This is a genomic window from Paenibacillus durus (assembly GCF_000756615.1).
GTDB lineage: Bacteria > Bacillota > Bacilli > Paenibacillales > Paenibacillaceae > Paenibacillus_AQ > Paenibacillus_AQ durus.
On record NZ_CP009288.1, the window covers coordinates 3,346,282 to 3,361,608 of the forward strand.

Annotated in this window: 6 protein-coding genes; all 6 read right to left on the reverse strand. The window is 52.5% G+C overall.

The features are described 5' to 3' along the window. Window positions 1-69 precede the first annotated feature (69 nt). The gene (locus PDUR_RS14150; protein WP_042206834.1) at window positions 70-1,536 is read right to left on the reverse strand and encodes a glycoside hydrolase family 68 protein; all 1,467 of its coding nucleotides are present in this window, start codon (window positions 1,534-1,536) and stop codon (window positions 70-72) included. Between the two features lie 409 nt (window positions 1,537-1,945). Then, complete coding sequence (locus tag PDUR_RS14155) at window positions 1,946-2,794, reverse strand: PRD domain-containing protein (RefSeq protein WP_042209370.1); 849 nt, start codon at window positions 2,792-2,794, stop codon at window positions 1,946-1,948. 35 nt (window positions 2,795-2,829) lie between these two features. After that, window positions 2,830-4,419, reverse strand: a complete 1,590-nt coding sequence (locus PDUR_RS14160) for a PTS transporter subunit EIIC (RefSeq protein WP_052410228.1) — start codon at window positions 4,417-4,419, stop codon at window positions 2,830-2,832. 328 nt (window positions 4,420-4,747) lie between these two features. Beyond that, window positions 4,748-5,005, reverse strand: coding sequence for an HAD family hydrolase (locus tag PDUR_RS14165; RefSeq protein ID WP_081949526.1), 258 nt, complete (start codon window positions 5,003-5,005; stop codon window positions 4,748-4,750). A 312-nt stretch (window positions 5,006-5,317) separates the two neighbouring features. Then, window positions 5,318-5,635, reverse strand: coding sequence for a nucleotidyltransferase domain-containing protein (locus PDUR_RS14170; RefSeq protein WP_042206836.1), 318 nt, complete (start codon window positions 5,633-5,635; stop codon window positions 5,318-5,320). Beyond that, window positions 5,632-15,270 (reverse strand): Tc toxin subunit A-related protein, encoded by a 9,639-nt coding sequence (locus PDUR_RS14175; protein WP_042206837.1) that lies wholly within the window; start codon window positions 15,268-15,270, stop codon window positions 5,632-5,634. Before PDUR_RS14175 ends, PDUR_RS14170 begins: the two co-directional genes overlap by 4 nt. Between the last annotated feature and the right edge of the window lie 57 nt (window positions 15,271-15,327).

Below are 15,327 nucleotides of genomic sequence, written 5' to 3' on the forward strand. Positions count from 1 at the left end.
AGCGGTATAGGTCCATAGACCCATACCGCCCAGTATGAGTATATTTCGCTTGATGGCTTATGCTTATTTTTAGTTGATCGTCAATTGTCCTTGTTCAAGGATACTGTCTTTGACAACCGAAGTCTTGTTGCCTTTGATGCTCATCAGGAAGCTTGGCGCGAAGGACGCACGATGCTCCGGATAGAAACCGCGATTGGTTATATAGCTGGTAATAACCACATTTTTACCGTCGGCTTGCGGTACGGCAAAGTGAGAGTAAGTAAAGGTAAGATCCGCAGGATCAAGATCCAATTGCAGCACAAGTCCAGTGTCGTTCAACGGCTTGTAAGGTCCGGTAAGCGATTCGGATACGAAGCCCAGCATATAAATATCTTTAGCAGTGATTCCGTCAATGGTCATTTTCGATCCTCTGGAATCGGTGAACAAATACCATTTGCCATTCATTTTAAATACGTTGGCACGTTCAATTTCATCCGTTACGAGGTTGGACGCAATTACAGGCTTCATGACTTGCTTCAACGTATAATCATCATTTAATTCAATCATGCCAAGAGCGCCGTTCGCTAACGTAGCGAGCGGTTTTTGCGGACTTTGCAGCAATTTATCTTTCTCATCTTCGAAGAATTTTTTATTTCCGCCATAGAAGACTTTGTTATTGAAGGCATCCTCATCCTGGTAACCCACTTCAGTGCCTGTATTAGCCTCAAATACAAGGTATTTGTGACCATTGTCCTCAACATAGTGAGGATCTCTTAACGTATGGTTATCGCCTGAAGAATAGGCTCCTTCATCGATAAACTGCTGAACATTTTGATAGGTTGTTCCGTCTCCGTCAAAGATGGATTTATAATCTTCAACACCGTCCACCTTCAGTGAATCGGCGTCCGGCTCGGACAGGTTGATTTGAGCCGTAGTTAACGTTTGTTTGCCATAACCCGTTCCGCCATCCCACGTCGCGCCGGAGAAGTCTGTATAGAACAAGCGCACCTTGCCGTCACTGGTCAATGTCGCGGAACCTGACCACTCTTGGGTCTGATATTTGAGGATCGGATCGCCCGAATCGAATTTATCGCTGTTTTTAAAGACTCTGCCGGCACTCTTCCAGCTGTCAATCGAATTGTCTCCGGCTTTGTGATAGAACAGGTAAATCGAAGTGTCATTACCGTCTCTCGGATCTCCGGCCAAGGCAAAAACGAGTTCGTAGCCTTTATAATTCGCTGCCGTTCCATCGGCATTTTGCAGCGGCCAGCTATCCCATACATCCAAGTCGATCAGATTGCCAAACTTATCATAACCTTTTGCCGAAGCGATGTTCTTGATGGTCGATGCATCGAACGCCGGCACTTTGAACTGTTCACTCTGCTGCTGCTCGGGTATTTTCAGCATGTCAAAGCGTGTGATGTGGGTAAATCCGTAATCTTCTTTGTAATCTGTACTATCATTCCCTTGCGCAAATGCTGAAGTTCCGCCACCTGCCAATAAAGCTGTTGTAAAAGTTACTGCTGCTGCTTGCTTTACAAATTTTTTGATATTCATGCTCTGTCTCCTTCTCTGCTTCATATTTTGTTCCCGCCAAACAGAAAAAAGACCTAAAAATTCCTCTGGGAAAATTCCCAATCGGATTTTTAGGTCTTGCCTGCTTAGCAGTAACAATCCCGACAATGTTTTGTTGTCACGGCTATTCTATATTTTTCAGCACACAATAACTATAGACTAAATTTCCTCTTTTTGGATAAGGTGAAAAGGAGGGGTTTTCATTCGGTCTATCCTCATAAATTCCTAATTATTCCTGAACAGTTCGACATTATTTTCATCTTTATTAGAAGATAGCGTTGCAATAGTGAAGTTGCTTGAAGGCGGGGCTGAATAAGAAACGGATCCGTTCCACGATGGACGGATCCGTTTCTTTTATGAGAATACTTTATATACATTATAATGAAGAAACTCAATTCGCCATATCCTTCAACCGGGTACCCATCCGGTTAATCTCCATGGCGATCAATACCAATTGGCTGTCGGCAAACGTATAGCCATAGTCCTCTTCCACCTGGCCTGCGATCCATCTTGCCTGCTCGTAAGCCGTGTGATAGCGTTCCTTGGCGATCCTGACAATTTCAGGGTCCAGTTCATTGCACAGCTTTCCGCTGTCATCGGTTCTAAGAATATTTTCGAGTTGATTCACCAGACGCTCATAGGTGGCAGAAGCCCGGTTCAAAAAAACACCGGCGATACGTTCCACTCCTTCGGCAATATCCCGGATTAAGGCCGCTCTGTCCGTACCTGCCCCTGAAGCTCCGGCATTAACCCAAGCAGTATGGATGTGCATGGCGATATAACCGACCTCGTCATCCGGAATTTCGATATTCAATTTATCTCGAATGATTCTTTTCGCGTGCAGCCCGATTTGGAATTCTTGCGGATAGAGAATCCGGATTTCTTGCAGAAGCGTATTCTGAATGACCATACCTTTGCTAAGCCGCTTTAAAGCGAATGAGAGATGATCGGTCAACGCAATATGAATATGTTTTTTGAAGGTTACTGAGAGTTCGCTCTCCGCAAAGGAAATGATGTTCTCCGACACGGCAATTTCCTCTTCGGGCAGTGTTCGAAACATCTCCTTCAGATGGCTATATTGATCCGGATCGTCCATAATGAACACTTTCTCGATGCGGTACGGATCGACAATATCGTTTTTTCCTTTTTGAAAAGCAATACCGGAACCCATGACAATCTTTTCTTCTCCAAGGTCGTGTACCACAACCGCGTTATTGTTCAGAATTTTTTTGATTTTCATGATATTCTCCTGTGCTTTTACGATTGGTATTTGAATCATTGTTCTTGCCGATGCGTGTCGACTCCTAGAACCCAGGTAACTACGAAGGCCACTCCCGCAGCCAGCAGGAGACCGACCATATAATGAATGAAATTGATGTGTCCAGGCGGGACAATAAAGGCGATCATCGGAATCCCGGTCAATCCGAACGAATTGGCTACCACCTCATGAAAGGCTACATAAGCCCCTCCCGCCGCCCCTCCCGCCGCTGCGCCCAGGAAAGGGCGGCCAAGCTTCAGGTTGACGCCGAATGCGATCGGCTCAGTAATCCCAAGAAAGGCGGTAATCGAGGCGGGAAGCGCTATCTTTTTCAACTCGCTGTCCCGGGTTCTTGTATACACCGCAAGTCCGGCCCCGCCTTGAGCGATATTCGCCATCGACCAGATGGGAAGCAGAAAGTTGACCCCGACGTTTGGATTGGAAATAAGCCCGATTTCAATTGCCTGAATGCCGTGGTGCAGCCCGGTCAAGACGATAAGACCATAGATCCCGCCAAGGACCAGCCCGAATACCGTACTCCCAAATCGGTACACCTCTTCCAGCAAGCCGCTAAGAAAGCCGCCCAGATGCGCAGCAAGCGGCCCAATGACCAGAACAGCGAGGCCGCCTCCAACGACAAAGCTGAGAAAGGGAACCAGCAAAATGGTGGTTGATGGCGGAACAATCCGCCGCAGCCCCTTCTCGATCAGCGTCATCAACAATACCGCAAGAATAATCGGAATTACGGTGCCTTGATAGCCAAACTGCGGGGTGTTCGTTAAATCTGCAGGGTTAAGTAACGCTGTTCCGCCGGTTCCTGCCATATGCAATAAGTCGAGCCGGGTCATGACAATTCCGATAGCGGCGCCGAGCGTAGGGGTGCCCCCAAACCGCTTAGCCGCATGATAACCGAACATCACGGCCAAGATTTGAAAGGCCGAGCCGGTCAGCAATAATAGCGTCCGAAACCATGTGCTGTCAGGGGACGCCCAACCGAAGGCTTTGATCATGCTGATCAAGCCGAGAAGCAGGCCAACCGCGACGAAGAGCGGGATGATCGGCACTACGATATCGGAAAAAAAGCCGACCGCCCCCATCACCCGGCCAATCAAGCCCCTTTTTGCCGAGTCATTCAGCTCCGTAGATGAATCTTCTCCTGCCTGATGCGCCCAGACTTTCCGTTTCCATGCCCCCCGCAAGGAAGGAAGCGAGGTATCGCCGGCCCCCGCGATGGGGACGGGGCTTTCCGGTTCGCCAGTTCCGTGCTGACGTTCCGCTTCCCGCTTATGTTCGGGTCCAGAGTCCTGAAGAAGACGAACTATTTGACGGTGCACCTTAAAGACGATTGCCGGTCCCAGAATAATTTGCAGCTGTCCGGTATGAACGAACACGTTCTGAACCCCTTCGATTTGCGCAAGGCCGGCTTCATCCACGCGGGTGCTGTCTTGTAACCTGAGGCGGATACGGGTTGTACAGTGAGCTACTTCCGACACATTGTCCAGCCCGCCGGACAGCTCAATCAAGCGCAAGGCCAGTTCCTTTGCCGGGCTCAGATTATCCTTTACACTTTGCCCGTTCTGAACCAAGTGAATACGGCCTTCTGGCATTTTCAGCTCCTCCCCGTTCTTTATGTACAGCATCTATAGTGTAGTTCAAATTCTATATCGGCGGGGAACATACTTTTGTTGATGCAAAAAAAGACCTATTTTCAAATCAAGCATCGGCTCTCGAATTATAGATTCAGCGGCACTTGACTCTTCTCTGGCCTAGCCCACATAAAAGTAACAATTTCGTAATATATAATAGCATTTCTATTGTGACAATAATCGAATATAAAATCAATGGTCAGTAATTACCACCTTTTACTTGTCGAAACAGGCACTCTGCCTTAGTTGGAATGGATGCACGCTCAGCCTAAGGTTTAGAACTATCGCCCTAATTTTTTCTTGTCATCAATAATTCTTCAATTTCATTCAATGACTGTACTATGTAGTCTGGTTTAACATCATGCTCCCAAACTCTATTATTTCTATTAATCCAGCAAGTTACGATGCCTTCTCTACTAGCTCCGAGCACATCCGAAGCCGAATCGCCAACATGAAGCACTTGTTTAGGGTTGGTACGATAGAATTTAAGCATATGAAATCGCCTTCTCATTAAATATTTGCGTAAAGCTTCTCTTATAGACTTCATTCATGAGATGAAATTGTCCCGTCGTTCTCAGTTCAACCCAATGAGTAAAAAAATACTTAAGCAAAGTTTGTCCATACTCTTCTGCTAATTGAGCTGATGAACAATCAACTCCGTTAAGTTTAGTTTCCTAAACGAAGAGAAGCCCTCAGGCACAGAGTGGCCGAGGGACTCTCGAATAGATCAGAAGTCTTTTTATGCCGTAGCTTTTCCTCCTGGGAACATTCCGCAACAATACTTCGACTTTAAGTTCTTCCGAATACTAACATTTTAACCTATTTTTAATATTTTTTCAATATATTTATTTGTCAAAGTTCATTTTTTTCTGTACAGGACCACGCTGCTTGAGAGAATGGAACGAACGAAACCGTACGGCTGCCGCAGCTCGGCTTCTATCTCTTCGCGTGTCATCAAATGCAGGTCCACAGTGATGGGATAACGCCGCAGCCATTGCTTAATCTCGTTTCCGCGAAGAGACGGAGAACTGCGGAAATTGCCTATGACCAAAATATCCAGATCACTATCGCTGTTATCCTGGCATTTGGCATAGGAGCCAAACAGCAGAACCTCATCCGGACTGCAGCAGTGGACAATCATTTCCGTAATGCGGCGCAGCGTGCGCTCCGGCTTCATGATGTCTTGAACTCCACAACCAGATAGGCATTCCGGATGATGCCCGGCTGCAGCGATTTGAAGTCAGTGTCCGCCGACTTCTTGATTTGGAGCTGCCATTCGCCCAGCAGCGGCACGCCGGCGGCAAAGCCGCTCTTGGCAAGGTGCTGTGAGCCGCCAAATGCCGGATCGGGATTCATCGTCTCATCGGACGCCGCCGCTGCGCCCGGAACCTTCAGTTTGGCGCTGAAACTGCCGGTTTCCTTGGTTTCCACGAATAGGTCTATCTTGGTTAGATTGATATTGCTTTTACCGCGCGCATAGAATGGCAGATGTTCGCGGTCCAATGCAAAAGTCAGCACTTGTTCGGCACCCGCGACCGGATGCAGGAAACGCTGCCAGGCCGTTCCGAACTCATGGTTCAGTACCAGGAGACGCTTCCCTGACGGCGGCAGGATGGCGGCTACATTGTCTTTGGCAGCTTTGACCAGGTCCAGATTTCCACTGGCCTTGGCTGTATAACGGAGATGAATGATTACATCGGAAATCGTCGACATATCGAATTGATTATTCTCCTGAGGCAGCTGGATCCGCCATTCACTCACCGCTCCCGCACCCTCAAAAGGCAGATATCGGTCATCTTCAAAGTTCAGCTCGAACATTCCGGCATCATTCTGTCCATGACTGGTGGCGATTGCGGTTACCGGAACGGGACTCTTGTAGAACCGGATATCCCCGGCGGCCAGCGGATTTCCATAACCCGCAGCCACATTATCGTTTATTCGTATGCCGTGATTGGTCAGCGACAGTGTGCAGTTCACTCCGGTATACGGTCCCGTTACGCATGGAATGCTGATGGAGACCGTCTTGATGCGGCGGGAAAAATGGCCGGGATAATCCATATCAAATAGCCATTCCGGCAAAATTACTGAGCAGGCACCGCCCTCTTTCAGTGCCAGTAAGCTGAGAGGCAGAAACTCAGCCAGCGAAACATGCTTCGTTAATTCCAAATCACGCGTATTGGATTCCAGATAAGCCGCCTCCATACGACGGAGGTCGTTCGTCAGCCTCTCACCGGCCAGCAGACCTTTCTTCAGGCTGTCCCAGTAGCCGAACTGCACAAATGTCGACGCCGGATTGCCTGTCTCGAACTGAAAGCACTTCTCCGCCCGTTTAACCATGTCGTAAGCCATTTGGTAGCTTTGGAAATAGATAGACGACACTTGGCGGATCTGCCATTCATATAGCTGCTGGTTAGTATATTTACTCCGCATGTACTCGTCAGCGGCATGGGCCTCCTCGATCTGCAGCTCGTGGTTCTCCAGCTCCTTCTCGGCAATGGCCAAACGCACTTTAGCACCCGCTATTTGTTTGTCGATTTGGAGAATCTCCGTCTCTGCCAGCCCGCCCTGGAAGTCCCACTCCTCTTTTCTGCGCCAGTAGCCTCCCATCGTGGAGGCCAGCGATCCCAGCTTGTCCGTTGCTGCGGCGACAGCGCTTAAGGTCATCACAGCCGCCTCGGCTGCTTTTGAGAATCGGAGTCCATCAGCCGCGTCCACAGTGGCTTCCGGAGAACCGCCGAAGCCGGCGGCACCGGCTGTAAACCGGGGAATGAGCGCCAGGCCGCCTGCCAGGGCATAACCGACAGCGATCGCAGCCTGGGCCGCTGCCGAAATTCCGCCAAGCCCAAGAGCTATACCCTCCCAAGGGCTGATCAAGTCGCGGCTTGTAAAGTATTCCTTTTTCTGCGCCGCCATCAATTTGCTCAGCTCCAAGCTCGCCCAACTCTCATTTGCTTCCTCCACCTGCTTCATGCGCACTTCACGCACAGCCTGAAGCAGCCGGATCTCCTGGGTTGAGCGGAGAAGAGCAAGCCCCTCTGCGTCGAATTTCTCCAGAACAGAGAGCAGCTTGTCCCCCAGTGTCTTGACTTCGCCGCACAGCTCCGCCGCCTTTTGCGCCAGCCGCTCGAAGCGGTAAGGACTCGGCGCAGTTGCAATATCGCTCATCACACTGCCAAGGTCCACGCCAGCAGCCGCAGCTTTGACGAGAAGCGCCGGGTCAACGGGCGGCTCGAACAGCGGCAGCTGCCTTACGGCCCCTTCAATATTCATGCAATGCCGGATTTTAAACAGCCGGTCCTCGACCGTATTCCAGTATTCGAGCAGCCTTCCGTTGTTAGGGATGGAGAAATAGGCTACCTCAAGGCGCGGCAGCGGCTCAGCCCCTTCCGCTGTCCGGGTTACCCGAACCGGCACATCCGTAAAGTTCTCCATTAAGACATCCACCTGCTTGTTGCCAAACGGGTCAAGGGCTCCGTCAGCCGTCAGCTCATTATATGAACGATCCGCATGACCGGCACCCGGTACCTTCACCGGCCTTCTTCCAAGCAGCTTATACGCCAGCACGTAAAGCGTGGTGGCTTCATTTATGGATTCAATCGTATCCCGCCGAAAGAGCTGGTCTCCCCAGGCAATCAGGTTATCCAAGTACTTCATCACCACGGCCTTCTGATAAGCCACAGGACGGTAACGGGCGATCAGATGCGGCTTAAACGGGTGATTCTTCCAGGCTTTCAGTTCGTCGCTGTGCTGTTCGATATTCCGGAGAAGATTCTCAATCCGCTGCTTCCGGTAATCATCGCTGCTCTGTTCGAAGAACGGCCGGGTGATCCAGTAGCGCTGCGGAACATTTGGCGTCTCAACATTGGTCGGGTCAAAAATATAGTGGAACCACCGCATGGCTTCCTCAAAGCGTTGGTTCGCGCTCAATCTGCAAGCGATCATCAGGGGCGCATGGAAAAATATTTCCCAATTATAGATGGAGTACGCCCCATAGCGCTCGAAATCGACGATATCATGCTTGACTGTACTATCCGGCTTGGCGACCGAACTCGGACTGTAGCTGCCGAAGCTGAAGTTGTTACCCGGATAGTATTCCTGCGGTCTGAGCTGGATGCGCCGGTTTAGCAACCCGTCTACTCCCGATCGGTTCAACTCTCGCATGAACAGCGCAGTATACGGATGGTAAAACGGATAGAAGTTATAATTATACGTTTGGAGCGTTTGGTTATAGCCGACGATCACCTGCTGCCATTCCGGCTTTATGAAGAATGTACGGAAATTATCCTGATAGAACAAAGGAACCCTTCCCCACATCGCTGTATCAAAGGCAATCTGATGCTGGGAAAAAACGATTTCAAACGGTGATTTTGCCGCGCTCAGCAGTGTCTGGGTATGTCCGTTCTGCAGTACATTGGCATTGCCTCCGTTAAGCAGCCGTTTGTCATTTGCGAGCCGCACATTGTCATAATGCATGCCAGCCGGCAAAGGCAGCCGGGGCGCAATCTCATACGGGCCTGACAGCTTGTGGATAGCCCGTCCTTCTTCACCGAAATTGTCGTGCACGTAAGTATACGAGTTAGTTTGCGTCAGTGCGTCGGTAGCGACTCCGCTGCTGTCCGGCACATGGTACTGGCCGTTCAGCCCCTTCATCTTGACGTCTACCACCTCTCCGTCGAACACGAACGAAGAAGAATGCCACGGCCTTGCCCGCTCATCGTAAGGATGGGTAGCGGTAACATATTCCCGAGTATTGCGGTAAGCGTCCCAAAAGCGAGTGCTGTTAAACTCCGGTGACTGGGAGATGTAAATGTCCAGCCATAGCAGATTTTCCCGGCTCTTGTAGCGCGGCTTCAGATTGTAGGCATAGAGAGGGCGCTGCCACGGATGGATAAGCTTTTGCTTGGATACACGCTTGGCTGTCCAACCGCCGTCTTTTTGCATGCTCCACGCCAGTTGAATCTCGATCTGATTCGGTGTTTCGGGTACGTTCGTATCGTTGCTGGGCTTGGCCGGCGGCTGCTTCTTTACTTTCTGGGGCTTCTCGATAAAACTCAGCCAGAACAGATACAGCTGCCGGTTATAAACGACGGGAATCACCTGGTTGCTCTGGATGTCCACGTCGATTTTTTCCCAGGCTGTCCACTCTCCATAATTCAGGTCGAACCGTCGGTAGTAGTAAATTGAAGGATGTGCCCGGGTCCGGCCGATTACGTGAAATAGATTGATGTCGGGCGCCAAGTTATCCCTTGGATCCGTATCGTCCAGCTCGTAATAGACCCCTGTGATCTCAAGACGCGCCACCTCGTGCACCTTCTGCACATAGTTCAGAAAGACCGTTTGAGCATTTTCGAAGGTGATGTCTTTCTGCATGATTTCCGCTTCCAGCTCTTTAAAGAACGGCGATTTATCATCGCGGAGCTCCGGTTCGATCCAGTTCTCGGGATACAGAAATACTTTGCGATTGGCTTCCCAGATCCGATAGCTCTTCATCCATTTCCATTGGCTCCAGCTGTTGTCTGTGACGGTCTCCTGCTGCTCCGCCCGGGAAACCTCGACAAAAGGCTGCTCAAGACCGAGCATGCACCGCTGCACGAACATTTGTACCGAGCTAATAGCCTGCTTGATGCGCGAGGTTAGCTGGCAGACTCCCATCTCGACGTCTATCAGATAATATTCCAGAAGGTCATTGGCATCACGCCAATAGGACGGGTTGGCGTACTTTTTGCCGCCAACCTCAATATCGGGGCTTGCGGTACGCTGCGAAGTCTCCACGAGATAGCTGATCAGCGCATTGCGCTTCTTCTCCCGCAGCGCGTCTTCCATCGGCGCCGCCTTGTCCAGCCAGACGCTGTAATCGTATCTGGACTTGACGGCCTGACGGATTTGCTGCGATACCAAAGCCTGGGCGCCGCCCGTATCGTTATCACGATTACTCCAGGCAAGAAGTGTGCCCGCACGGATGCCCGTTCGCTTGATCAGCTTAAAGCATTCCAGGAGCCGGAGATAGCTTCCAATGCGCGTGTAATCGGAAGACACCCCGCCGTGCTGAAGCCCCAGGCCTGCTGCCAGATCATTCAGATCGTCTAAATTCCACTGCGTCAATTCGGCAATGGATTCTATTATTTCGTTAGACGGAGTTGCGGCTGCCATCGCAAGATCAAATATTGTCCGCAGGGATATCCCTTCCGGTTCGGGATACAGACCTTTGAAGGATAGCCATTGGAACAGCGCCAGCCAAGCGGGAAACAGCGGCGCCGCAGGTACCGCGCTCCCGGTCACTGGCAGGACGCCCGGGTTAAGAAGATTGAAGTCTCCGGCCTTTTGCAACAGCCATCCAAGGTCGTCCCTGGTCATCTTAAGGCGGGTCAGCAGCTTGGCCAGCTTGTGCAGCAAGCGGTAAGTTCTATAAATTTCAGGAAAATTTCCGGCTGTAATCGCCAGCGTGTACACCCCGGTGCCGTCTCTTAGCGTTAAAGCCGGAGCATTCAGATGCGCTCCGAGCGTCTTCCCCTCCAATATCACACCGAGAAGCAGTTGAACCTGTCCGGGGGGCAGCGTAAACGCCGCTGCAACCTGCGAAATGATCGTGCCTTCCCGCTGGGCGGCTGCGCTGCTGCGCAGCGCTTCACGGAGAGCCGCCACATATCCGGTTATCGCTTCTTCACGAAGGCCGTAAGGCGATTCCGGCCTGAAATTCAAGAGATAGTCCAGCTCATCCGCGGACATGCCGGATTTCGCCACCCAGTCCAGCATCCCAATGAACTCCAGTGTAGTTTGGGGCGAAGCGAAAATATCGGCAGCGCCGGACAATGATTCCATGGCCAGCAAATCTTTAATCCCGATTCCCAGCCCCCGCTTTAGGACCACGTAGCGGTTGAGCTTCGACAGGTTGGCAAGCGTGAGGCTGTTATTTCCCAGTCTAGCAAGCAGCAGTTCCAGGTCTGCCTCTGTTAACGCGAACGCCGCCAGCAGGGTCGCCTTGTGCTCCGGTAGATGGCCGCTGCCGTCAAGAGGCAGGACGAATCCGGAGTCGGCCGGACTGACCACGGCAGGGTTAAGGAACATCACCTTGTACAGCGGATCAATGCTGCGCTCAGGCTTGTCTGGCTGTACCCGAATTTCAGTATTGATATCGCCATACAGTGCCAGCGTCTCATCTGCCGGCAGGCCCAGCCGCTCTTGAACTTGCCGAAACCGCTTAAGCCTCGCGAGCAGCTCCTGGTTCATGATGCCGCCGCCAAGAACGGTATTTCGAATCAGGAGGTCCAGCTCCCACATGGCCCAGCCGGTATGCCGCCACAGACGCAGGAACCTGTGCATTTTGTCGAGGCGGTCAGGGGTGAGGTTGACTATTTTTTGCATATCGGTATCGCAGGTGGCGTTAGGACGTTCAATCACCATTTTACCCGGATCGCCCGGGGGGTTAATCCAGCGTACGCAGAGCAGGTCGAGCAGCTGCCCATAGCTCAAACGGCTGTGGCGCATGAAGCCGGAGATGGCAATCTCGGTGAGATTGGCATCAAATCCCCAAAATACCGTTTGGCTGGCTGCCGTGCCCGCTAGTACAGTAACCATCCCCGTTTCGTGCGTCGACATCCCCCAATATTCTCCGGCAATGCTGACATTGGAAGGTGATGGAGCAGCCCCGGACTGGACCGTCTGAAAAGCCTCCATAAGCTCCCACCGGGGAACTCCCAAATGCTGCAAATATCCCCTCGCCTCTTCCTGCCACAGGTTGAAGGCATTGTCCAGCGGGTAGTTGGCAGCTTTCAGCGTGTTGTAGGCGTCAACCTTGACGTGCTCCGGAAAAGCCCGCAGCTCCGCTGCGGTTCGGGTCGTTTGAAAGCTGAAGTTCGGACTCGGCGCGGGAATGGCGTTCTCCAGAACTTCGCACACCAGATCAATATAAGGCAGCGGTGTTTCTGTATTTTCACAGTTAAGCTTGATATTGCCGATGTCCGGCCTCCGGCCGAAGAGCACGTCTTTTACCGTCTTGCCGGCTGTCTCGGAGTTATGGCTGTCAAGGTAGCGCAAAAGGTCGGCCAGATATGCGGATGGACCGCACACCGATTGGCAGTCGGCGCAATCGCAAAAATCAAGCGAGCCGAACAGGGTCTCCAAATCGGAGCTCCCCGCTAAAGCCGAAGGCAGTTCCTCCGGCGTGAAAGTAAAATCCATGATAGCGCGCGGATTCGTACCGTGCAGCTCCAGGCGATAATCCGCGATTCGCTGCAGGACCTGCGCATATTGATACTCGGCCAAGCCGTAGACGGTAAGCGCTGTACGCTTGTCAACCAGCTGGGTAGCCGTTAGGGCTTCCGCGAATTGTGCTTTGCCGAGCGACATGATTTGAGCCGAGTTGTGGATCTTCAGGTCAAGCAGCGCTTGCCCGGCCATGGCGGTAGGCGCAATCCGGTGTACACGCTGCAGCACCCGGGTTTCCTGAAGAACGTCCGAATCCGTAATGCCCTTTTCCTCGAAAAAAACATTGAGATTCGCTGTGCGAAGTTCAAGATCAGGATGCTGGTCAAGCAGTTTCTGAACTTCAGCCGCATGTGGCAGCGGATTACTCTCGCTGCGGCTAACCGCCGCAGCAAGCGCAACGGCCGGAAACAGCCGCTCGCTCTGACTGGCCAGCGTGGCGGCATAAGTCGAAGCCTGGTTATCCGTGCCGTCTGTATTCGGAGGCACCTGCCCTCCATTCTCGTTAATCAGGTCTTCCCACTGCCCGGTTGTAAGCTTCGCAAGATCCCGGACGGATTGAATCTGCGTGAAATTCGGATCGGCGATCTTCTGCTTCAGCAGATTCAGCATGGGCTTGAAGTTCTTGGTGATATGGCCTACGTTAACGACCGTTTCAAATTCCGCAACGGCCTCTTTCCCGCCGAATTCGACTGCGTTCTCGCTTAAGTGAGACCAGAAATCGGGGCCGAGGCTTTTGAACTTGATAAATGTGTCCGCAACGGCGCCGGAGTGCGGCTTCATCCCCGGCGACGCCTCAAGAAGAGCCTGCAAGCTGCCATTGCCGATCAGAATCGGCTTTTCGAGCGCATAAGTCCGCTTGAGTGCCGCAAGAGCGTCAAGGATGGCCTGCTTTTGCAAGACTACCGCAATTGGCATCAGATTCAGCGTAATGGCGTTCCCGAAAGCCGACGCCTGAAGTTCGCCGTCCATGAACACCAGCCCGCCGCAGGCCGATTCGACAAGCTGGTCAATCAGCTCCCAGTCCTCGGTGCTCTCGATGAGATCGCCGGGCAGGCTGGGAGGCAGGTTCTGTCCGATATAGGCATAGCAGGCTTCAGGACCCAGAACCGGATGCTTGAGCTTGTCGGCGGCGAGATGCGCGAGCACGAGACGCATGATGTCTTCGGCAGCCATTCCGGCCCGCAGCGACGCCTCGCTGATCTGCCGGTTCTGCTCCGTCTGTACGAGCGATTTTACGGCTGTGGGTGCTATGGCCTTGTTCAGCTCGGCCATGCGCGATTCGAACTCGGAAATGCCGCGGTAAGGCTCGTCGCCCTGCGTGAAATTGGCCCAGCAAATCATGGTGGGGTTGACCAGCGTACGGCTGCCAATCTCCTGATTGCCGACGCCCAGCGCTTTGACCTCCAGGGAGAACGACCGCTTGATCTGCTTGGTGGCCGAATCGCGCGGCGGTTCATAGGGGATATCGAAAAATCCGTTTCCAGCCGTCTGACGTTCGGAAAGCAGAGCGCCCGGGCCGCCGATCAGCCTCTCCCACACCTGTATTTTAATTCCGCCCATACCGGCCCAGAGAGGGTCGCGTACCGATCCGCGCACGCGGTAAGCATATTCTTTCTCGCTTGCCAGGGGGTTGACCTGACGCAAATCGCGGTTGAGACTCTCCAAGGTCGGACCTTCGGCATGCCCGGTTACAGGCAGTAACCGGGTACGCTGGTACTCAACCAGGGCTTCCCGGGTCGATTTGCCGAAGGTTTGGCTCTTGAACTCTTGTTCATTGATGCTGTACCCCAGATAAGCCAAAGCTTCCTGCACATCGTTGACGTGGCGGGCCTTCATATTGAGCCTTGCCGTTTTTCGGATCGGCTTCAGCTCCCCCGCACTCCCCGGCTTCATACGCATAATAGGCTGCGGAATGCTGGCCGCAAGCGAAATCAGCCGGTCATAGGTGTCAGGGTCCAGCTCTCCGGTAGAGGGCAGACCATACTTCTGCTGCAAGGCTTTAAGCGCGGCCCGGGTTGAAGCTCCAATATGCCTTCCGCGCAGCTCGCCGTGATCTACCCGCACCTCGCCGAGCTTGGCGGTGTGGAGCGCCCGCAGAAGGGTTCGATGCAGCACAGCCACTTGTCCCTTGGAGCTGAAACGGGCCTTGAGCGCTTCAGCGCGTAATCTGGCTACAACTTCATCCGATACCCGTCCGTCCTGCGCCAGGTTCATGTTGGCCTGGAATCGCTTCAGGACCTGCTCGGTGCTGGGTCCAAATCTCCGGTTCCTAATTTCTTCGGGATCAATCGGCTGCCCCACGCGCTGCAGCAGCTCCTGAAGACGCTGCGTCCGCGTCTTGTTCCCGGCCACAAAGGTATGCGCCAGCTCCGCGTTCAGTTTGGCCACGGTTTCTTTTGTCAATTTCCCGTCCGCAGGAAGGCCGACCCGTTCCTGAACGGTTCGTATCGCTTCCTGTGTGGAGGTTCCCATTTCTTTGCGGGCAAGGTCGCTCGGAGAGATGTCCAGCTTCAGCTTCTGAAGCGCAGACTGCAATTCGCCAATCGACCTGCCGCCGAGCGTATCCGGAGAGATCTTCAACCCTTGTGGGAAGATGATTCTATTCATCGCTTATCCTCCGTTTCTTAAGCCTTGCATTGTTTGGTCCATGCAACCGATTATCTA

What these genes read in the sequence shown, in the direction of transcription:
- PDUR_RS14165 (WP_081949526.1), bottom strand. Translation starts at nt 5,005, where the DNA reads ATGAAGTCTATAAGAGAAGCTTTACGCAAATATTTAATGAGAAGGCGA.
- PDUR_RS14160 (WP_052410228.1), bottom strand. Translation starts at nt 4,419, where the DNA reads ATGCCAGAAGGCCGTATTCACTTGGTTCAGAACGGGCAAAGTGTAAAG.
- PDUR_RS14170 (WP_042206836.1), bottom strand. Translation starts at nt 5,635, where the DNA reads ATGAAGCCGGAGCGCACGCTGCGCCGCATTACGGAAATGATTGTCCAC.
- PDUR_RS14155 (WP_042209370.1), bottom strand. Translation starts at nt 2,794, where the DNA reads ATGAAAATCAAAAAAATTCTGAACAATAACGCGGTTGTGGTACACGAC.
- PDUR_RS14150 (WP_042206834.1), bottom strand. Translation starts at nt 1,536, where the DNA reads ATGAATATCAAAAAATTTGTAAAGCAAGCAGCAGCAGTAACTTTTACA.
- PDUR_RS14175 (WP_042206837.1), bottom strand. Translation starts at nt 15,270, where the DNA reads ATGAATAGAATCATCTTCCCACAAGGGTTGAAGATCTCTCCGGATACG.